Below are 20,366 nucleotides of genomic sequence, written 5' to 3' on the forward strand. Positions count from 1 at the left end.
TGCGGGATGCGGGCGCCGCCTTGGGGCGGGCCGGGGCCGCCGACGCGCGGCTCGGCGCGGGGGTGCGGGTCGCGGCGGCGGCCTTCGTGCGGCTGGGCGCGGCGGGCTTGGCGCGGCTGGGGGAAGCCGCCTGCGCCCGGCTGGCCGGGGCCTTCGCCCGAGACGGGGCGGGCGCGGCCTTGGCGCGGGACGGCGCCGGAGCCGTGCTGCGGCTTGTGGCGGCGGCCGGCTTGGCGCGCGAAGGCGCCGGGGCGCGGCTCGGGGCGGCGGGCTTGGCGCGGGAAGCGGCCGCGGGAGCCTTCGAACGGCTCGGCGCAGCGGGCGCCTTCGCGCGGCTCGGAGCCGCGGGCTTCGATGCAGCCCTTGTGGGCTTGTCCGCCGCGCCTCGGCTGGCCGGGGCCTTGCCTGCGCCGGTGGTGCCGCGCGCGGGGCGGGAGGGGGTCTTCGGGGTGCGGGCCATGGCTCGCTCCTGTGGTTGCGGCGCCGCTCGGCGCGAGGGGTTCAGTCGGCTTCCGCCGGCACGCCGGAGGCGGGTGCCGGGATGCTGTGTTGTGAATGGCCGGGCGCGGGCGCGGTTGCGCCCGCCCGCTTGGCCCGCAGCGCGCGGATGGCGGTGGCGCTGGCCGGGTGTTCGCGGGCGGGCACCATGCACCAGGGCGCGTGGCCGCCTGGGCCGGGGGATGCCCCGGACAGGAGGGCGCCGCAAGGCCGTCGGTGCCGGCGCAGCACGGTGGCGGCCGCGCCATGCAGGGCGCGGCGCGTATAGCCCGGGCGCGGCAGCACGGCGATGGGGGTGCCGCGCGCCAGCCGGCGCCAGCGCCGCCAGCGCGGCAGCTGGATCATGTTGTCCGCGCCCATGATCCAGACGAATCGGGCCCGTGGGAACAGGCGGCGCAGCCGCGCCAGGGTGCGCTCGGTTTCCCGAAGGCCCAGCCGCGCCTCGATATCGGCGGCGATGATGCGTCGGCCATTGGCGATGCGGCGCGCGGATTCCAGCCGCTCGGCGAAGGGCGCCATGCCCGCCCGGGGCTTGAGCGGATTGCCGGGCGAGACCAGGAGCCAGACCTCGTCCAGCCGCAGCACATGCAGCGCCATCTCGGCCACGTGGCGGTGGCCGGCATGGGCAGGGTTGAAGGAGCCACCGAGCAGGCCGATCCGCAGCCGGCGGCCATCGCCCCATCGGCCGGGCGCCCGGTAGCCCTTGGGCGGGCGTTCGGCAGGGGGCTTCTCGCGCCAGGCGCGGGGGACGGGGGGCGGCACGGGGGCTAGCAGCGCCCCCGCGCAGGGTTGGCCGGGTGGATCAGGGGGTTCGTACCGAAACGGTCACGGGCTGTTCGGCCAGCCCTTCATAGGTGGCGGTCACCGTCCGCCCGGCCTCGGTGGGCAGGGCGGGCGAGAAGCCGCCGAGGGAGATCATGTCGCCCGCCCGCAGCTGGCGGCCATCGCGCTTCAGATCCGCCACCAGCCAGGGGATGACGTTCAGCGGGTGGCCGAGCAGCGCCGTGCCCGGCGCGCGGGAGAGCTCCTTCTGGTCGGTGGCGAGGGTGACGGTCATGCTGCCCAGCCGCGCCGCGAATTCGGGCGTCGCCTGGACCGGGATGGGCTCCCCCAGCACGCCGAGCCGCGCGCCGACATTGATGGCGACAAGGTTGGGCCCGTTCATCTGGCCAGGGGCGAGCACCAGGTCCGGCATCTCGATGAAGGGGATCACCTGGTCCAGGTGCCGGAGAATGGCGACATGGTCCGAACCGGCCTCGTTGATGCCCTCATCCTTCACGCGCACGAGCAGGTCGCTCTCCACATTGGGGAGGGCGGCGAAGGCGGCCGGGATCTCGGCGGGCTTCGCGGCGGTGCCCTGGGCGCGGGTGGTGGCGAAGAAGATGGTGCCGCGCACCGGGTTGGGCACGCCGAAGCGCTGCTGCGCCGCCGCATTGGTCAGCCCCACCTTGTAGCCCACGGCGGGGCCGTGGTGCTGGGCGAGAATGGCCACCAGCTTTTCCCGCGCGCAGGCCGCGTCCTCCATGCTCAGGCCCGGATAGGCCTGGGCGGGACGGCGGGCGAGGATATCGGCCGCCAGCCGCGCCACATCGGCGTCGCTCGGGCAGGCAGCGCCCGCCGCGGCGGCGGGAAGGGCCAGGGACAGGGCCAGAAGCGCAATGCGGCGCATGGGTCGTGATCTCCTCCCGCGGCCCGGGGTTTTCCCGTGGCCTGCCGGACAGGTACCCCGAATCAGGGACGAATCTGCCCGGTTCCGATCACATGGTAGCGCCAGGTGCAAAGCTGCTCCAGGCCGACAGGCCCGCGCGCATGCAGGCGCCCGGTGGCGATGCCGATTTCCGCGCCGAAGCCGAATTCCCCGCCATCGCAGAACTGGGTGGAGGCGTTCCACATCCCGACCGCGGAGCCGAGCCCATCGAGGAAGTGCCGCGCGGCGGATTCGTCCTGCGTGATGATGGCCTCGGTATGCTCGCTGCCATGGCGGCGGATATGGCCGAGGGCGCTTTCCACCCCATCCACCACGGCGATGTTGAGGATGGCGTCCAGCCATTCCGTGGAGAAGTCGGCCTCCGTGGCGGGCTTCAGCTCCGGCAGGATGGCGCGGGCGGCGGCATCGGCGCGGAAGTCGCATCCGAGGGCGCGCAGATCCGCGACAAGCTGCGGCAGCAGCGCAGCGGCCGCGGCGCGGTCGATCAGCAGCGTCTCGGTGGAGCCGCAGATGCCGGTGCGGCGCATCTTGGCATTCGCCAGGATGCTGCGCGCCATCGCGGGATCGGCGGCCTCGTGCACATAGGTGTGGCAGAGCCCCTCGGCGTGGGAGAGGACGGGGACACGGGATTCCTGCTGCACCCGTGTCACCAGCCCCTTGCCGCCGCGGGGGATGATGAGGTCGATCAGCCCGGCCGCGGCGAGCATGGCGCCGACGAAGGCGCGATCCGTGTTCGGGGCCACCTGCACGCAGGCCTCGGGCAGGCCGGCGGCCCGCAGGCCATCCGCGATACAGGCATGGATGGCGGCGGCGCTGTGCAGGCTCTCCCGCCCGCCGCGCAGGATCACGGGGCTGCCGGCCTTCAGGCAGATGGCGGCGGCATCGGCGCCCACATTCGGGCGGCTCTCATAGATCATGCCCACCACGCCGATGGGCTGGGCCACGCGGCGGATCAGCAGGCCGTTGGGGCGCGTCCACTCGGCCAACACGCGGCCCACGGGATCGGGCAGGCCGGCCACCTCCTCAAGCCCGCGTGCCATGGCTTCCACCCGGGCGGGGTTGAGGGTGAGGCGATCGCGGAAGGCATCCGTCAGGTCCGGGGCACCGGCCAGGTCCCTGGCATTGGCGGCGAGGATCTCGTCCTGCCGGCTGCGCAGGGCGGCGGCGGCCTCCGCCAGGGCGCGGTCCTTCACCGGCCGCGGGGCACGGGCGAGGAAAGTTGCGGCGGCGCGGGCGGCACGGGCGGCCTCCTCCAGCGCGGCGCGGGCGATGGCGGCGGCATCGGTCGCGGGATCGGCGATCGCGTTCATGCGGCATCGGTAGCGCCGCCGGGCGGCCAGGGGAAGCGTAGCGGGGCCGCCGGACGCACGGAGCAACCCCGCCGGGTTGCCGGCCCGCGCTTCAGCCGGCCCCCTGCGCCTTCAGCACGGCCTGGGACAGGTGGTCCACCAGCGGGTCCTGGATGCCAAGGCTGCGAAGCCCGTCCCGGGTCTGGAACAGGTATTCGGAGGAACTGCCGAGCTGCCCGCGCGCGGTGGCGAGGCGGCGGATGATCTCGTCCTCCGGCAGGTCGCAATACTGGGGGCCGCGCGGGTTGATGGTGAAGGCGATGCCATGCCCGAACGCCACGCCATCCTCGCCCCGGAGCGGCACCCAATGCGGGATATAGGCGCCCGTCAGCATCTCCCGCCGCCAGACGATGGAGAGCTCGTCTTCCAGCACCTCCTCCGCGATGCGGAAGGCGACGCCGGTGCAGCGCCCGCCCTTGTCCAGGGCCAGGACCAGGCCGGGGTTGTCAGGCGTGCCCCGCCCGGCGGGGGTGGAGAGGCAGAAGGCGCGCTTCCATCCCTCCACCGAGGCGACGCGGCTTTCCGCGTAATGGATGGTCGGGTTCCAGATCAGCGAGCCATAGCCGAAGAGCCAGACGGCATCCGCATCGGCGGGCCGCGCCGCCAGCGTGTCCCGCAGCGACGCCTCGCGCTGCTCATCCGTCAGCAGGGTGCGGCTGCCGGATTCGCGCACCATGCGCTCCACCGCGCCACTGAGCAGATGCTCGCGCGTCATCAGCTGCGGTGGCGGCGTGGCCGTGCCCGCCAGGGATTCCTCCGGCCCCGCGGGGCCAGGGCCGGGGCCCGCCTGGGGCACCGGGTCCTTATCCTGCATCCGGTAATAAGCCTCCTTCAACCTGCCGCAGCGCCGCGCGCAACATCCCGGGGCGGGCGCGCTTTACGGCCCGCCCGCCGCCTTCCAAGACTTGGGGCATGACACCGCTCCGGTCCACCCGCCTTGACCCCTGCCTGGCCGCCCTGCCGCGTGCCTATCCAGGGCCGGGCGGGGCGGTGGCCGTGGTGAAGGATGGCGAGGTGCTGGCGCGGCACAGCTGGGGCTGGGCGAATGCCGAGCGGCGCATCCCCTTCACGCCGCGCAGCCTGTTCCGCATGTGCTCCATCACCAAGCAGTTCACCTGCGCGCTGCTGCTGGATGCCTTCCCCGATCCCACCGCACTGGATGGCGATTTGCGGGCCATGCTGCCGCTGCTGGAAGGCCCGGCGCCCGCCGTGCTGGATCTTTGCCACAACCAATCTGGCCTGCGGGACTACTGGGCCGTGGCCATGTTGCAGGGTTCGCCGGTGGAGGCGCCCTTCGGTGATACGGAGGCCGCGCGGCTGATCGGCTCCACGCGGTCCCTGCATTTCGCGCCGGGCACGCGCTATTCCTACGTGAACCAGAATTTCCGCATCCTCTCGGACATGCTGGAGGCGCGGACGGGCGAGGGCTTCGGCGAGCGCCTCCGCGCCCGGATCTTCGACCGCGCGGGGATGGAAAGCGCCTTCCTGGCCGCCGATACGCGCGCCTTGCCCGATGGCACGGAAGGCTACGAGGGCAGCCAGGCCACCGGCTTCCGCGCCGCGGTAAACAACATCCTCTGGACCGGGGATGCCGGGCTCGGCGCCTGCCTGGACGACATGATTGCCTGGGAGCGCTGGATCGACGCGACGCGGGATGATCCGGACGGGCTGTACAACCGCCTTTCGGCGCCGGCCCGCTTCGCGGATGGCCGGCCGGCCGAATACGGCTTCGGCCTGGGCCGCGGCACGGAGTTCGGCCGCGCCCTGACCGGCCATGGCGGCGCGCTGCGCGGCTGGCGGAGCCACCGCCTGCACCTAGCCTCCGAGCGGCTCTCCGTCGTGGTGATGTTCAACCACCTCTCCGATGCCCATGGCGCCGCGCTGGATATACTGGCGGCCGCGCTGGGGGAGGAACGCCCCGCGCCCGCCGCGCCGCCGCCCGCCCCGGACTGGCTGGGCGCCTATCTGGAGCCGGAAACCGGGCTTTCCGTGCGGATCGACGCCTTGCCGGATGGGGCGCTGCGGCTGCGCTACGGCCATTCGGCGGAGCGGCTGGAGATGCAGCCGGATGGCACGGCGGGGCGCCAGCGGACCCGGCTCCGGCCCGGGCGGGAGGGGTTGTGGATGGACCGGCCCCAGGAAAACCAGTCCACCCTGCTGCGCCCGGCGCGCGGAAGCGCCAGGCCCGACATCGCCGGCCGTTATCGCTGCGCGGAGCTGGAGGCGGAGCTGACCATGACCGATTCGGGCGGCATCCCCTATGGCGGCTTTTCCGGCTTCCTCGGCCAGGGGCGGATGGAGCTGCTGGACCCGATCGGACCGGATCTCTGGGCGCTGCCCTGCCATCGCGCCCTGGACCATACCCCGCCGGGCGACTGGACCCTGGCTTTCCGCCGGGACGCCTCCGGCCGGGTTTCCGGCGCCACGGTCGGTTGCTGGCTTGCCCGTGGGCTGGACTACACGCGGATCGGCTAGGGTCGGCCGCGCCGGATCAGACCAGCACCAGGTCGTCCCGGTGGATGATCACATCCCGCCCGCGCCAGCCGAGAATGGGCTCGATCTCCGCGCTGCGGCGACCGGCGATCCGGCGGGCGCTTTCGGAGTCATAGGCGCAGAGGCCGCGGGCCAGCTCCCGGCCGTCCGGCGCGCGCACGCTGACGGCATCGCCGCGGTCGAACTCGCCTTCCACCTGCCGCACCCCGGCAGGGAGAAGGGAGCGGCCCTCGGCCAGGGCACGGGCCGCGCCCTCATCCACCACCAGCCGTCCGAGCGGCGCGAGGGAACCCGCGATCCAGCTCTTGCGCGCGGAACGCCCCTCGGGCGCCGGCAGGAACCAGGTGGAGCGGGCGCCGCCGAGCATGGCGGAAAGCGGATGCGGTTCCTTGCCGAGCGCGATGGCCATGGCGCAGCCCGCCCCGGTGGCGATGCGGGCCGCGATGAGCTTCGTGCGCATGCCGCCGGAGGAGTAGCCGGGCGGGGGATCGCCGCCCATGGCCATGATCTCATCCGTCACCCGCTCCACCACGGGGAGATGCCGGGCTTCCGGATCGCGGCGCGGATCGGCGGTGTAGAGGCCATCGATATCCGAGAGGAGGACGAGGGCATCGGCCTCGATCATCTCGGCCACGCGGGCGGCCAGCCGGTCATTGTCGCCGAAGCGGATCTCGGCCGTGGCCACCGTGTCGTTCTCGTTGATGACCGGGACGCAGCCGAGCTGGAGAAGGGTCTTCAGCGTCTCCCGCGCATTCAGGTAGCGCCGGCGGTCCTCGCTGTCCTCCAGGGTCAGCAGCACCTGGGCGGCGGTCATCCCATGGGCCGCGAGGGCACCCTGCCAGGCGCCGGCGAGGCGGATCTGCCCCACCGCGGCCGCCGCCTGCTTTTCCTCCAGCCGCAAGGCCCGGCGTGTCAGGCCCAGCGCGTGCCGGGCGAGGGCCACGGCGCCGGAGGAGACGATCACCACCTCTGCCCCACCCGCCCGGAGCCGCGCGGCATCGGCGGCAACCGAGGCCAGCCATTCCGCGCGCGGCGCCGCCGTCTCCGGGTCCACCACCAGGGCGGAACCGATCTTCACGACGATGCGGCGGGCGGCGGCAAGGGACGGGTTGGCCATGGGCGCGCGTTACCACGGGCCGGGCAAGCCGGCGACAGGCCTGCGCCGGCCCCGGTTCAGCGACTGTCCGTGGCCCCGGGGGGATGGATGGCCTGGTCTTCCGCCGTCTCCATCTTCTCCTCCGCCCGGCGGACGGTCTTGCGAACCTCCTCCTCCGGCCCGACGCGCTGGCGCTCGAGGCGGAGGCGGCGCTCCTCCTCGGATTCCTCGTTCTCATTCATGGGCATGGCCCTCCTCGCCATGGGAACGCAGGGGGAGGAAGGGGGTTCAGGCCGGGCGTTCCTCCAGCGATGCCCGCAGCTTCTGCTCGGGCAGGCCCATCACCAGCAGGAAGGCGGCGGTCATCACGACGCCGCTGAGGGTGAAGCAGCCGGTGAGCGCGGTGCGATAGGCCTCGGCCAGCAGGGCGTGCTGTTCGGGCGGGAGAGCGGCAAGGGCCTCTGCCCCGCCCCGGGTCATGGCTTCCACATCCACGGGCCCCGCCAGCCGCGCGGAGAGGATGGCGCCGGAGGCCGCCACCCCCACCGCGCCGCCGAGGGAGCGGATGAAGGTCATGGCCCCTGTGGCGGCGCCGAGTTCCTTGTGCGCCACGGCGTTCTGCACCGCCGTGGTGAGGTTCGGCATCCCCATGCCCATCCCCAGGCCGAGCGCGCCCATGGCGACCAGGAAGAGGGAAGGGGGCGCGGCCATCCAGGCAAGAAGGGCGAGGCCGGCGAGGGCCACGGCTTCCAGGCCCAGCCCGGCCAGCAGGAAGCCCTTGTTCCGCCCAAGGCGGGACGCCGCCCTGCCGCCGAGCACCGAGGACAGGACCATGCAGCCGACCTGCGGCAGCATCATCATGCCCGCATGCGCCGGGTCCATCCCCAGGACGAGTTGGAAGTAGAGCGGCAGGAAGACGGTGGAGCCGAGCATGGCGAAGGTCATCATCCCGCCGGTGGCGACGCCCCGCGCGAAGACCGGGTTGCGGAACAGGCCGAGCCGGATCAGCGGGTCCTCCGCCCGGCGCTCCCGCCAGAGAAACGCCGCAAGAAGCGCGATGACGAGCGCCGCCATCCCGGCCGAGATGGCGGAGACCCAGGGGAACTCCGCCCCGCCCCAGGCCAGGAAGAGGAGGAGGCTGGCGGTGAAGCCCGCCATCAGCGCGGCGCCCGCCAGGTCCAGCGGCTGGCGGCGGCCGGAACGCGGGGTGCGCAGGCCGAAGCCGATGAGCAGCAGCGCCACCGTGGCGAGCGGCAGGTTCACGTAGAAGATCCAGCGCCAGGACAGGGCCGAGGTGATGAAGCCGCCCAGAAGAGGGCCCGCCACGCTGGCCAGGGCGAAGGTTCCGGTGAAGAGGCCCTGGTAGCGCGGGCGCTCGCGCGGCGGGACGATGTCGCCGACCGAGGCCTGGGCCAGCACCAGCAGCCCGCCGGCCCCCAGCCCCTGCAGGGCGCGGAACAGGATCAGCTCCCCCATGCTGTCCGAGGTGCCGCAGAGCAGCGACCCCGCCAGGAAGATCACGATCGCAACCAGGAACAGCCGCCGCCGGCCATAGCTGTCCGAAAGCTTGCCGTAGAGCGGCGTTGTGACGGTGGAGGTGAGCATGAAGGCCGTGACCACCCAGGAGAGATGCGCCATCCCGCCGAGGTCGGACACCATCCGGGGCAGGGCGGTGTTGACGATGTTCTGGTCCAGCGATGCGAGCAGGATGCAGAGGATGGCCCCGGTGAAGACCGTGCGGCGCGAGGCTGGGCGCATGGGCGGCGGTGTGGCGGCGGGGTGCTGGGCGGCGCTGGGCATCTCCGGCTCGGTCCGGGCGATGGTGTCAGGCATGATCGGGAGGTTCCGGAGGCATCGGGCGGGCCGGGCGCAGCGCCGGCCGTGCACAGGTGGCAGAGTTCCGGCAAGACTAACGCGCGGATGGCGGGATGGTCGTCCGGCTTCCGGCAGGAGGGCTTCGTTCCGGTTGCCTCGCTGGCTCGTCTCCCTCGGCTGGGTGCCGCTTCTGATGGGCTGCGCCGTGCCCGGGCCGACGCCGGAACAGGCGGCGAGCATCCTCTCCCTCCATAATGCGGAGCGCGCCTGCCTGGGGGTTCCGCCCCTTCGCTGGGATGCCGGCATGGCGGAGGAAGCCGGGCAATGGGCCCTGTCCCTCGCCCGATCCGGGCGGCTGGTGCATGCGCCGGGCCGCGCGGATGGAGAGAACATCTGGATAGGCACGGCCGGTGCCTACACGGTCGAGCGCATGGTCGGCGGCTGGCTCGCCGAGCGGGAGGCCTTCCGCCGCGCGGGGCGCCGGGAGGAGGATTTCGGCGCGGTGGGCCACTACACGCAGATGGTCTGGCGCGACTCCACCACCCTGGGCTGCGGCCTGGCGCAGGCCCGTGGGCGGGCGGCGCTGGTCTGCCGGTACCGGCCAGCCGGGAACCTGCCGGGGCGGCGCCCCTACTGAGCGCCGGTTTCCGTGTGCGCCCCCTGGCTTGCGCTTGGGCGCGGGCGGGGGCGATGGTGCGGCCCTGTCAACGGTGCGGCTTCTGGATCGTTTGCCCGAGATGAGTTTCCAATCCCTCTACCGCCACGGCTTCGCCCGGCTGGCGGCCTGCACCACCCGCATCAGCCTCGCGGATCCCGAGGCCAATGCCACCGCCATCCTGGCCGCCGCGCGGGATTGCCACGCGCGCGGCGCGGCGGTGGCCGTATTCCCCGAGCTCTGCGTCTCGGGCTACGCGATCGAGGACCTGCTGCTGCAGGACGTGCTGCTGGACGCCGTGGAGGATGCGGTGGCGCGGCTGGTCGCGGAATCCGCCGGCCTGCTGCCGGTGCTGCTGGTGGGGGCGCCGCTGCGGCATAACGGGCGGGTGTACAACACGGCGCTGGCCATCCACCGCGGCCGGCTGCTGGGCGTCGTGCCTAAAGTCCACCTGCCGAATTACCGCGAGTTCTACGAGCACCGGTATTTCGCCTCCGGCGCCGGGACGGAGGGCGGGACGATCCGCATCGGCCCGGCCGGGCAGGTGATCGAGGCGCCTTTCGGCCCCGACCTGATCTTCGAGGCCGAGGATCTTCGCGGCCTGACCATACATGCGGAGGTCTGCGAGGATCTCTGGGTGCCTGACCCGCCGAGCAATGCCGGCGCCCTGGCCGGGGCTGTGATCCTGGCGAATCTGTCCGCCAGCAACATCACGATCGGCAAGGCGGAGACGCGGCGCCTGCTCTGCGCCTCCCAGTCCACGCGCTGCATCGCGGCCTATGTCTATGCGGCGGCGGGGCCGGGGGAATCCACCACGGATCTCGCCTGGGACGGGCAGGTCTCCATCTTCGAGATCGGCGCGACCCTGGCCGAGAGTGAGCGCTTTCCCGCGGGGCAGCAGATTGTCTTCGCGGACACGGATCTCGACCTGCTGCGGCAGGAGCGCGCGCGGCAGGGCACCTTCGACGACAATCGCCGCGTCAACGCGAAGCCGTTCCGGCGCATCGCCTTCCGGCTCGATCCGCCGATGGATGACCTCGGCCTGGAGCGGCGCGTGGAGCGCTTCCCCTTCGTGCCGGCCGATCCGCGCCGGCTGAACCAGGATTGCTACGAGGCCTATGCGATCCAGGTCTCGGGCCTGACGCAGCGGCTGGGCGCGATCGGCAACCCGAAGATCGTCATCGGCGTCTCGGGCGGGCTGGACTCGACGCAGGCGCTGATCGTCGCCGCGCGCGCGATGGACCTGATGCAGCGCCCGCGCACCGACATCATCGGCTTCACCATGCCCGGCTTCGGCACGAGCGAGGGCACGAAGTCCAGCGCGCACCGGCTGATGGCCGCGCTCGGCATCACCGCGCGCGAGCTGGATATCCGGCCCGCGGCGAAGCAGATGCTCGGCGATCTCGGCCATCGCTTCGCGGGCGGAGAGCCGGTCTATGACGTGACCTTCGAGAACGTGCAGGCCGGGCTGCGCACGGACTATCTCTTCCGCGCGGCGAACAACGAGAACGGGATCGTGCTCGGCACGGGCGATCTCTCGGAACTCGCGCTGGGCTGGTGCACCTATGGCGTGGGCGACCAGATGTCGCACTACAACGTCAATGGCGGCGTGCCGAAGACGCTGATCCAGCACCTCATCCGCTGGGTGGCGGAGGAGGGGATCTTCGAAGCCGAGGTTTCCGACGTGCTGCGAGACGTGCTGGCCACCGAGATCTCGCCGGAGCTGGTGCCGGCGGATGCGAGCGGCGCCATCCAGAGCACCGAGGCGAAGATCGGCCCCTATGGGCTGCAGGATTTCAACCTGTTCTATGTCCTGCGCTACGGCTTCCGGCCGTCGAAGATCGCTTATCTGTCGCACCATGCCTGGGGCGATGCGAAGCGGGGCGACTGGCCGCCGCATTTTCCGGATGCCCGGCGCGCGGAATACGACCTCGCCACCATCCGGCGTTGGCTGGAGGTCTTCCTGTCCCGCTTCTTCGGCTTCGCGCAGTTCAAGCGCTCGGCCATGCCCAACGGGCCGAAGGTCTCGGCGGGCGGTTCGCTCTCGCCCCGGGGGGATTGGCGGGCGCCCTCCGATTCGTCCGCGGCGGCGTGGCTGGCGGAGCTCAGGCGGAACGTTCCGGAATCCTGAAGCCGATTCGAGGGTGGGCGGGCAGGGGGCGCGGGTGTGGCGTGGATGCCCGTTTCGCCCGGCCCCATTGAGGAATCGCGGCATCCCTATTGTTGACCGGGCCGCTTCGTGGTGATTTCGCCCACCACGCGCAACAGACAGGCGGATCAGATGGCAAAGGCAGCGGCACCCAAGAAGCCCGCGGCAACGGCTCCGGCGGCGAAGGCCCCCGCGAAGGGTGCGGCGGCGGCCGCCCCGGCGGTGGTGAGCCTGAAGCAGCTCGCGGCTTCCCTGGCGGAGAGCCACGAGATGCCCAAGAAGCAGGCCGAGACGATCGTGAACGACTTCGTTCAGTCCCTCGCCGACCACCTCAAGGAAGGTGCGAAGATCCGCATCAACGGCCTCGGCATCCTCGAGGTGAAGTCCCGCCCGGCACGCACGGGCCGCAACCCCGCCACGGGCGAGCAGATCCAGATCGCCGCTTCCAAGAAGATCGCCTTCCGCCCCGCCAAGGAGCTGAAGGAGGCCGTCTGACGGCCCCGGCGGCGCCCCGGAAAGGGGGCCGCCACGCCGGCCTGGCTCCGAGGGAGCCGGGCCGATGCCCTCCGGCAGGCAGGCGCCGCGGGAGGATGAGGCGGGCAGGACCCGCCTGGCCAGGCCCTTCGTGCCTCCGGAACCAACATAAAGAGCCTCATGGGGCGCAAGCGGGGCGATCATTGCCCTGCCGGGCTTGCCGCGGGGATGCGCGGCGATTATCTGCGTAGGACGACGGCCGCCCTGCCCTGGGGGCAACTGCGACGCGGCCCTCAACCTCATCCCTTTCGAGTTCTGATTCCTGCCGTCCATGACGACCCGTACCGACCCAGCCGTCACGGCGGCAGCCGATCACGCGTCCGCGCCCGAATCCGTGCAGTGGCACCATGCGGCTTTTTGCCGGCTGGGCCTTCCGGTGGAGCCGCTCGCCGAAGCCTGGCGCCGTGAGGGCGCCGGCGCCGCGTTGCGCATCGCGCCCGGCACGGCCGGCGACACGCTGCCGGATGGCCCGGGGCTGCGCCTGCTCCTCGCCTATCTCTGCGACACCGCGCTGCGCGCCGGTAGCCCCACTGTGGCAGTGGGCGCCAATGCCGCCGAGCTGGCCGCGAAGCTGGGCCTGAGCGAGGGCGCAGCCGCGCCGCTTGCCGAGCAGGTGGAGCGCATGATGGCCGCCCGGATCTCGGTGTCGCTCGATGACGGGCCGGAGCTGTCCGTGCTGGACGCCCGCAGCCGCCCGCGCGGCGGTGGCTGGGCGGCGCAGGTGAAGCTGAACGCCCGCTTCCTCTCCAGCCTGGCCGAGCATGCGGTGCCGCTGGACCGCGCCATCCTGCGCGCCGTCTCGGCTTCCGCCGAGGCGATGGACGCGCATGGCTGGACGCGCGAATCCCTTGCCCGCATCGGCGAGGATGCCACCGTCACCACGCCCTGGCCCGAGCTGATGATCCGCTTCGGCACGCCGGGCATGGATGCCGCCGCGTTCCGTGCGGCCTTCGAAGCCGCGCTCCGGATGGTGTTCGAAGCCGATCTTTCGATCGAGCTGGCCGTGGACGATGATGGCGTGAGCGTTCGCCGCGCGCAGGAGCAGGTGGCGCCCGAGCCCGCGGCGGCGGTGCAGCCCCCGGCCGCCGGGGCGCCCGAAGCCGTGCCGGTGGTGGCCCCGGTCGCGGTTCCGCCCGCGCCAGCCCAGCCCGCGCCCGCCGCGGTGGAGGCGCCGCGCGAGCCACGCCAGGATGAGCCGCGCCGCGAGGGCCGCCAGCGCGATGAGCGCCCCCGCGACGAAAGGCCTCGCGACGAGAGGCCTCGGGACGAGCGGCAGAGAGACGAGCGCCCCCGCGAGGACCGGAGCCGTGACGAGCGCGGTCGCGAGGATCGCCGCCCGCGCCGCGAGGAGCAGGCGGAGGGCGGACAGGCGGACCAGATCGTAGACGACATGATCCGGATCCGCTCCCACCTGACCGGCCTGCCCCAGGTGGTCTGGCTGCGGCGGGGCCATGGCGACGAGAACATCCTTGTCGGCGTCACCCCGGGCACGCGGCTGGATACGGAGCGCCTGACCATCCTCATGGTCGAGCCCATCGTCATGCAGGTGAGCGGCGGGCTCGGGCAGAGCGACTTCGAGCGCGTCTCCGCATGGGTGATGGCGAATCGCGACCTGATCGACGAGTTCTGGGAGGGAAGCATCGCCTCGGCGGAAGAGGTGATGCGCCGCGTCCGCAAGGCGCCGGGTCCGACCTGGCGCTAGGCTCCTAACGGGGACGTGTCCGCCCGCGGCGGCGGCCTGCCCCTGATAATCCGGGCGGGCGCCACGACCTGACAGGCGATGCCCCCTGTCTTCCTGAATCGAATCGGCACCGCCACACCGGGCCATGAGGTGCATGGCACCTTCCGGGCCTTCGCCGAGGGGCTGATCGCCGATCCGAGGGAGCGGCGGCTTTTCTCCCGCATGGCGGACCGCGCCGGCATCGCCCGCCGCTGGAGCGTGCTGCCGCCGGATGGCCGGCCGGGCCATGTGGATGCCGAAGGATTCTACGCCGCGGGCGGATTCCCCTCCACCCGCGCCCGCATGGCGCGCTGGGAGGCCGAGGCGCCGGGCCTGGCCTTCCGGGCGCTGGATGCGCTGGGCCCCGTGGAGGGCATCACCCATCTCATCGTGGCCTCCTGCACCGGATTCGCTGCGCCCGGGCTGGACCATGCCATCAGCGCCCATCTCGGCCTGGATGAGACGGTGGCGCGCACCAATGTCGGCTTCATGGGCTGCCAGGCCGCAATCGTCGCGCTGCGGCTGGCGCGGGACGCCGTGCGGGCCGATTCCAGCGCGCGGGTGCTGGTGGTGAACCTGGAGCTTTGCACCCTGCATCTGCAGGAGCGCCCGGAGGTGGAACAGCTGCTCTGCTTCCTGCTCTTCGGGGATGGCTGCTCCGCCGCGCTGGTCAGCGCCGATCCGGCGGGGCTGCGCCTCGATGGCTTCCGCTGCGCCCTGCTGCCGGAAGCCGAGGAGCAGATTGCCTGGCGCGTGGGCGACAACGGCTTCGATATGGTCCTCTCCGGCGAGGTGCCGAAAAGCCTGGCGCGCGCGCTGCCGCCGCGCCTGCCCGCCCTGCTGGACGGTGCGGAGCCCGAGGCCTTCGATCTCTGGGCCATCCATCCCGGCGGGCGTTCGGTGCTGGATGCGGTAGAGGAGTCCTGCCGCCCGCCCCAGGGCGCGCTGGCGGGATCGCGCGCGGTGCTGGAGGAGCATGGAAACATGTCCTCCCCGACCGTGATGTTCGTGCTGCGCGGCATGCTGGAAGCGCGCGAGGCCGGCCGGCGCGGCATCGCCATGGCCTTCGGCCCCGGTCTCTCGGCCGAGACCATGCGATTCATGACGGTGTGATGCTGCGGGCGCGCTCCTCCGCACCGGAGATCATGGATGACGCGGCGCAGGATTTCGCCGCCTTCTCCGCCGCGCTGCATGACCTTGAGCGCATCAACCGCATGAGCCTGGCCTATCGCCCGACCCTGCGCTGGCTGGATGCGCTGGCCCGGCGCACGGGCGCGCGGCGCATGAGCGTGCTGGATGTGGGCGCGGGCGGCGGCGACATGTTGGCGCGCGTGGCGGATTGGGGTGCGCGGCGCGGCGTGGCGCTGGATCTGGCGGCGCTGGATCGCTCCCCCCATGCGGAGGCGCATGCGCGGGCGCGGCATCCCGGCCTGCCCGTGCGCTGGATCACGGCGGATCTGTTCGAGCTGGACCCCGCCGAGCGCTTCGACGCGGTGATCTGCGCCCTGTTCACGCATCACCTGGATGAGCCGCAGCTCGTCCTGTTCCTGCGCTGGATGGAATCCCGCGCGCGGCTGGGCTGGTTCATCAGCGACCTCCACCGGCATCCCTTGCCCTGGGGCGTGGTCTGGGCCGGGGTGCGGCTGCTGCGGATGGACCCGATGGTGGTGCATGACAGCACCGTTTCCATCGCCCGCGGGTTTTCACGCGCGGATTGGAGGAGGCTGGCGGCGCAGGCGGGGGTGCCGGCGCGGCTGCGCTGGGCCTTTCCATTCCGCTGGACCCTTGCGGGCGGCACGGCGTGATGGATGCGCTGGTGGTCGGCGGCGGCCCGGCCGGGGCAGCGGCGGCCATCACCCTCGCGCGCGCGGGGGCCTCGGTGACGCTTGTGGAGCGCGAGGCAAGGGCGCGGGAAAAGGTCTGCGGGGAATTCCTGGGGCCGGATGCGGCGCAGGCTCTGGCGCGTCTGGGGCTTTCCCTGGCCGATCTTGGCGCCGCGCCGATCGGCCGTGCGCGCCTGGCCGCGGGGCCGCGCGACGCCGGATGGAACCTGCCCTTCCAGGCCTGGAGCATTCCCCGCGCCCCGCTCGACGAAGCGCTGCTGAGCCTGGCCAGCGAGGCTGGCGCGACGGTCCTGCGCGGCCGCGCCGTGGCGGCGGCGGGGCGCGATGGGCGGGGCTGGATGGCGCGGCTCTCCGATGGGGGCGTGCTGCATGCGCCCGCGCTGGTGCTGGCGACCGGCAAGCACGAGTTGCGCGGGCATGCGCGCCCGGGCAGGCGCGGTGCAGTGGGGCTGAAGCTGCCGCTGCGGCTGGCCACGCCGCTGGAAGGGGCGGTCCTCCTGCTGCCCTTTGCCGGCGGCTATGCGGGGCTGCAGCCACGGCCGGATGGCGGCGCCAATCTCTGCGCCGCGCTCTGGCAGGCGGGGGATGAGGCGCGCCATCCCGCCGCGCTGCTGGCCCGTGTCTCGGCCGGATCGGCGCTCGCGGCGTCCTGGCTGCGCGGGGCGGAGCCGGCATGGCCGCGGCCCCTGACCGTGGCGCGCATCCCTTATGGCTTCCTTCATCGGGACGGCGCGGCGGCCGAGCCCGGGCTGTACCGGGTGGGGGACCAGTTCGCCGTCATCCCGTCCCTGGCCGGGGATGGCGTGGCGATGGCGCTGGCCGGCGGGGAGGCCGCGGCGCAGGCCATCCTGGCCGGGCGATCCGCCCCGCATTTCCACGCCGCGCTGGGGGAAAGGCTGCACCGGCCGATGCGCTGGGCCGGGTTGATCGCATACGGGCTGGAGGCCGCCCCTGCTGCCCTGGCCTTCGCGGCGGGGCTTGCGCCGGGCCTTGCGCGGCTTGCGGCCTCCCGCACCCGGCTGCCCGGCTTCACGCCGGCTTAACCGCGCGGCGCCATCCTGGCCCGGGCCGCCTTCGGCCCGCCAGCAGGAGGCAGGCCAGAATGGCACGCCATGTCGTCGCCTTCGTCGGCGAGAACGAGAACGGCATCCTCGCCGATTTCAGCCGCGCCATCATGGAGCCGCTCGCGCCCATGGGGCTGCGCGGCCATGTCATCGACCTGCACCAGCCCGGCTGGGCCGATGCGCTCCAGCCCCTGGCGCGGGAGGGAATCGCCTTCGCCTGGGGCGCGGCCGGGATCGGGGCCCGGCTCGAGGTTGGCGGCGAGAACCTGTGGGAGATGCTGCAGGTCCCCTTCATCTCCACCCTGGCGGACACGCCCTGCCAGCTTCCGGCCAATCACCGCGTCGCCTCCCGCTTCGTGGCGAATGGCTACATGTACCGGGACTGGCTGGATGTGCAGCGGCGCTTCATCCGCTCGCCGCAGATCTCGGCGCTGCTGCCGCATGGCGTGCTGCCCAATCCGGCGCGGGACAGGATTCCCTGGGCCCGGCGGCCGCATCGCATGGTGTTCGTGAAGACGGGGGAGGACCCGGAGCGGCGGCAGGCCGAATGGCGCAACTGGCCCGCGCCGCTGCGCGCCGTGCTGCACGACGCGACGGCGGAGGCCGCGCGCCAACCGACCGGCGATATCACGCACACCGTGCTCGGCGCCTGCGAGGCGCATGGGCTGCATCTGGAGGAAAGGCTGGAGCTTCTCTTCGCCATCGCCTTCCAGGTGGACCTGCAACTGCGGGCCCTGCGCGCCAATGCCTTCGCGCGCGCCCTGCTGCCGCTGGATGCAGTGATCATCGGCCGCGGCTGGGACCACCTGCCCCTGGATGGTGCGCGGGCGGGCTGGCGGCCCGCCATTCCGGCGGCGGAGTTGCCGGGGCTCTACGCGGCAACGCAGTTCCTCGTCAGCACCAATCCGAACTTCGCCCATGGCGTGCATGAGCGGATCCCGAATGGCTTCGCCGCCCGTGCCTGCGTGCTGTCCGACAGCAATGCCTTCACCCGCGCGCGCTTCGCGGCGCTCCCGAGCTTCTTCGGACTGGACTGGACCGCGCCGGAGCTGGCGGCGCGCATCGCCGCCATCTTCCATGATGCCACCGACCACGGCCCGCTGACCGATGCGGCGCTGGCCGTGGCCGATGAAGACTTTGGCCCGCGACGCTTCCTGCAGGGGATGATCGACCTCGCGGATCTCCTGCGCGCCGGAAACCGGCTGGAAAGCTTTCCCGCCTAGGCTTGCGTTCTGGCCGTCCGCGCAGGCGGGCGGTGCCCGGTCAGGATGATCAGGAGCGCCATCATGCCATTGGACGCCACACCTCCCTTCGGCCCCACGGCCCTGGCAAGCATGGTGCCGAAGGCGCGGCCAGCGAGCCCGATCATGGCGCGGGGCTTCGCGGCGCCCGCCATTCCCGTCGCCCGGCCGCGCCTGCCGGATGCCCGCGCCATCCTGCCCTATCTGCAGGAGATCGATGCGAACCACTGGTATGCCAATCACGGCCTGCTCTGGCTGCGCCTGCAGTCGCGGTTGGCCGCGCATTGGGGCGTGGCGCCGGAAGCGGTGGCGCTGACGGCGAATGCCACGCTGGCGCTCGCGCTTGCGCTGCGCGCCAGCCGCGTCGCGCCCGGGCGGAAATGCCTGATTCCGGCCTGGACCTTCGTCGCCACGGCGGGCGCTGCGCGGGAGGCGGGGCTGGTGCCGCATTTCGCCGATGTCGATCCCGCCACATGGGCGTTGGACCCGGACGCCGTGGCGGCGCGGGAGGATCTGGCCGAGATCGGGGCCATCCTCGTCGTCGCGCCCTTCGGCATGCCGCTCGACACCGCGCGCTGGGACGCGCTGTCTGCCCGCACCGGCATTCCCGTGGTGATCGATGCCGCCGCCGCCTTCGATGCGCTGCGGGCAGGTGGGCCGATGCGCCCCGGCAGCAGCCCGGTGATCGTCAGCCTGCACGCGACCAAAGCCTTCGGCATCGGGGAAGGCGGCGCCGTGCTGTCGCAGGATGCGGAATGGATGGAGCGGCTTCGCCGGCTTTCCAATTTCGGCTTCCTCGGCTCGCGCGAGGCAATGGTGGCCGGCACCAATGCGAAAATGTCGGAATATACCGCGGCCATCGGCCTTGCCGCGCTGGATGCCTGGCCGGAAACGCGTGCGGGCTGGCAGGCCATTTCGCGCCATTACGCGGAGGCGCTGGCGGATGATGCCCGGATCGCGCTCTCACCGGGCTTCGGCGGGGATTGGATCAGCGCCACCCTCTCCGTGCTCTGGCCTGCGGAGGGACCTGAGGATGCGGCGGAACTCGCGCGGGAGGGGATCGGCACGCTGCGCTGGTGGGGGGATGGGTGCCATCGCCATCCCGCCTATGCCGATTGCCCACGCGATCCGTTGCCGGTTACGGATTTCCTTGCCCGGCGCGTCATCGGCCTTCCCTTCTGGCGCGACATGACGGCGACCCAGGTGGCGTATATCTGCGGCGTGGCCCAGCGGCTGGCGGGGCAGGGCGCCGCGCCGCCGCGTCCTCGCCGCGCTGCGGCCCTGCGCGCGACGGCATGAGCGGCATGGGGGCGGTCCATCCCTATGCCAGCATGGCCTATGCCGCGGCCCTGCCTCATATCGGCGAACCCTTCTGGGTGTCGCCCTGGGGCACGGCCATGCTGCTGCGCCATGCACCGGAGGGGGCGCGGGACGCGGCGTCCCCCTATCCGCTCTGCGTGCTGGGGGAGGGAGCGCAGCTGGGCAGCGGGTTGGAACTCCTGCGGGAGGCGGGGGCGGTCAGCGTTGTCGCGGTCAGCGATCCCTTCGCCGGCATCCCGCCCGCGCGGCTCTCGCGCAGCTTCGGGCGGGTGCGACCGTTCAAGACCCATTGGTCGATCGAGCGCCGCGCTGGCCCTTTCGCGCCCACGCCCCATCACCGCCAGCGCATCCGGATCGCCGGGCGTCGATGCCGGATCCGCCAGGCGGCGCTGCGCGACCATCTGGAGGATTGGTGCCGGCTCTACGCCACATTGTCACGCCGGCATGGCATCGCCGGGATTCATGCCTTCCCGCGTGCATCCTTCGCGGCCCTGGCGGAGATGCCGGGCCTGCGGGCCTTCCTGGCCGAATCAGCGTCGGGGGAGGTGATCGCCATGCATCTCTGGGTCACGGATGGGCGCAACGCCTACAGCCATCTCGCGGCGACCAGCGCTGCGGGCTACGCGGCGAAGGCTCCCTTCGGCCTTTACGCCGCGGCGATCGAAGATTTCGCGGATCACGAGGCGATCGATCTCGGCGGCGGCGCGGGGCTGTCCGAAGCGGCGGATGACGGGCTCGCCCGGTTCAAGCGGGGATTCGCCAACGCGTCCCGCGTCGCGCATCTCTGCGGCCATGTGCTGGACGGCGCGTCCTATGCGCGTCTCTCCGCCGGGCGCGAGGACGAGGGCTTCTTCCCTGCCTATCGCGCGCCGGGCTGATG

At 72.6% G+C, this 20,366-nt stretch carries 19 protein-coding genes; 11 read left to right on the top strand and 8 right to left on the bottom strand.

The features are described from left to right. The 5 genes from J8J14_RS11750 to J8J14_RS11770 all read right to left on the bottom strand — a co-directional run. Positions 1 to 460 (bottom strand): hypothetical protein (locus J8J14_RS11750; protein ID WP_209379701.1); only part of this gene is annotated, 460 nt, incomplete at its 3' end. Between the two features lie 41 nt (positions 461 to 501). Continuing rightward, positions 502 to 1,161 carry a nicotinate-nucleotide adenylyltransferase gene (locus tag J8J14_RS11755; RefSeq protein WP_245215716.1) on the bottom strand — a complete coding sequence of 220 codons (660 nt, stop codon included), beginning with the start codon at positions 1,159 to 1,161 and terminating at the stop codon, positions 502 to 504. Between the two features lie 139 nt (positions 1,162 to 1,300). Next, a complete protein-coding gene (locus J8J14_RS11760; RefSeq protein ID WP_209379703.1) occupies positions 1,301 to 2,167 on the bottom strand; it encodes a 2-keto-4-pentenoate hydratase in 867 nt (288 codons plus the stop codon). A gap of 62 nt (positions 2,168 to 2,229) precedes the next feature. Next, positions 2,230 to 3,516 (bottom strand): glutamate-5-semialdehyde dehydrogenase, encoded by a 1,287-nt coding sequence (locus J8J14_RS11765; RefSeq protein WP_209379704.1) that lies wholly within the window; start codon positions 3,514 to 3,516, stop codon positions 2,230 to 2,232. 91 nt (positions 3,517 to 3,607) lie between these two features. Next, positions 3,608 to 4,369, bottom strand: coding sequence for a gamma-glutamylcyclotransferase (locus J8J14_RS11770; RefSeq protein WP_209379705.1), 762 nt, complete (start codon positions 4,367 to 4,369; stop codon positions 3,608 to 3,610). A gap of 98 nt (positions 4,370 to 4,467) precedes the next feature. On the opposite strand from J8J14_RS11770, the gene J8J14_RS11775 reads away from it, so the two are divergent. After that, the gene (locus tag J8J14_RS11775; RefSeq protein ID WP_209379706.1) at positions 4,468 to 6,030 is read left to right on the top strand and encodes a D-aminopeptidase; all 1,563 of its coding nucleotides are present in this window, start codon (positions 4,468 to 4,470) and stop codon (positions 6,028 to 6,030) included. 16 nt (positions 6,031 to 6,046) lie between these two features. Here the strand turns inward: J8J14_RS11775 and proB are convergent, their stop codons facing one another. From proB to J8J14_RS11790, 3 genes are read right to left on the bottom strand one after another with little or no spacing between them, the layout of a single operon-like run. After that, positions 6,047 to 7,165: a glutamate 5-kinase gene (gene proB / locus J8J14_RS11780; RefSeq protein WP_209379707.1), complete on the bottom strand. Its 1,119-nt coding sequence runs from the start codon at positions 7,163 to 7,165 to the stop codon at positions 6,047 to 6,049. Between the two features lie 56 nt (positions 7,166 to 7,221). Beyond that, a complete protein-coding gene (locus J8J14_RS11785; RefSeq protein ID WP_209379708.1) occupies positions 7,222 to 7,386 on the bottom strand; it encodes a hypothetical protein in 165 nt (54 codons plus the stop codon). Between the two features lie 46 nt (positions 7,387 to 7,432). Further along, on the bottom strand, positions 7,433 to 8,977 hold the full coding sequence (locus J8J14_RS11790; RefSeq protein WP_245215702.1) for an MDR family MFS transporter: 1,545 nt from the start codon (positions 8,975 to 8,977) through the stop codon (positions 7,433 to 7,435). A gap of 133 nt (positions 8,978 to 9,110) precedes the next feature. On the opposite strand from J8J14_RS11790, the gene J8J14_RS11795 reads away from it, so the two are divergent. The 10 genes from J8J14_RS11795 to J8J14_RS11840 all read left to right on the top strand — a co-directional run bounded on the left by J8J14_RS11795 (position 9,111) and on the right by J8J14_RS11840 (position 20,364). Beyond that, positions 9,111 to 9,596 (top strand): CAP domain-containing protein, encoded by a 486-nt coding sequence (locus J8J14_RS11795; RefSeq protein WP_209379709.1) that lies wholly within the window; start codon positions 9,111 to 9,113, stop codon positions 9,594 to 9,596. Between the two features lie 100 nt (positions 9,597 to 9,696). Then, positions 9,697 to 11,745 carry an NAD(+) synthase gene (locus J8J14_RS11800; RefSeq protein ID WP_209379710.1) on the top strand — a complete coding sequence of 683 codons (2,049 nt, stop codon included), beginning with the start codon at positions 9,697 to 9,699 and terminating at the stop codon, positions 11,743 to 11,745. Between the two features lie 150 nt (positions 11,746 to 11,895). Continuing rightward, positions 11,896 to 12,258 carry an HU family DNA-binding protein gene (locus J8J14_RS11805; RefSeq protein ID WP_209379711.1) on the top strand — a complete coding sequence of 121 codons (363 nt, stop codon included), beginning with the start codon at positions 11,896 to 11,898 and terminating at the stop codon, positions 12,256 to 12,258. 310 nt (positions 12,259 to 12,568) lie between these two features. Beyond that, positions 12,569 to 13,999 (top strand): replication protein RepA, encoded by a 1,431-nt coding sequence (locus tag J8J14_RS11810; RefSeq protein ID WP_209379712.1) that lies wholly within the window; start codon positions 12,569 to 12,571, stop codon positions 13,997 to 13,999. 78 nt (positions 14,000 to 14,077) lie between these two features. Continuing rightward, the gene (locus tag J8J14_RS11815) at positions 14,078 to 15,130 is read left to right on the top strand and encodes a type III polyketide synthase (RefSeq protein ID WP_209379713.1); all 1,053 of its coding nucleotides are present in this window, start codon (positions 14,078 to 14,080) and stop codon (positions 15,128 to 15,130) included. Continuing rightward, positions 15,130 to 15,822 (top strand): methyltransferase domain-containing protein, encoded by a 693-nt coding sequence (locus tag J8J14_RS11820; protein WP_209379714.1) that lies wholly within the window; start codon positions 15,130 to 15,132, stop codon positions 15,820 to 15,822. The genes J8J14_RS11815 and J8J14_RS11820 overlap by 1 nt, the downstream gene beginning before the upstream one ends. Beyond that, positions 15,822 to 16,904: an NAD(P)/FAD-dependent oxidoreductase gene (locus J8J14_RS11825; RefSeq protein WP_209379715.1), complete on the top strand. Its 1,083-nt coding sequence runs from the start codon at positions 15,822 to 15,824 to the stop codon at positions 16,902 to 16,904. The genes J8J14_RS11820 and J8J14_RS11825 overlap by 1 nt, the downstream gene beginning before the upstream one ends. A 59-nt stretch (positions 16,905 to 16,963) precedes the next feature. Beyond that, entirely contained in the window at positions 16,964 to 18,148 is a 1,185-nt protein-coding gene (locus J8J14_RS11830; RefSeq protein ID WP_209379716.1) for a hypothetical protein, read from the top strand. A gap of 63 nt (positions 18,149 to 18,211) precedes the next feature. Beyond that, positions 18,212 to 19,465, top strand: coding sequence for a DegT/DnrJ/EryC1/StrS family aminotransferase (locus tag J8J14_RS11835; protein ID WP_245215703.1), 1,254 nt, complete (start codon positions 18,212 to 18,214; stop codon positions 19,463 to 19,465). Then, positions 19,462 to 20,364 carry a GNAT family N-acetyltransferase gene (locus J8J14_RS11840; RefSeq protein ID WP_209379717.1) on the top strand — a complete coding sequence of 301 codons (903 nt, stop codon included), beginning with the start codon at positions 19,462 to 19,464 and terminating at the stop codon, positions 20,362 to 20,364. The genes J8J14_RS11835 and J8J14_RS11840 overlap by 4 nt, the downstream gene beginning before the upstream one ends. Positions 20,365 to 20,366 lie beyond the last annotated feature (2 nt).

The sequence above is a fragment of the Pararoseomonas baculiformis genome (genome assembly GCF_017813395.1).
Taxonomy (GTDB): Bacteria; Pseudomonadota; Alphaproteobacteria; order Acetobacterales; family Acetobacteraceae; genus Roseomonas; species Roseomonas baculiformis.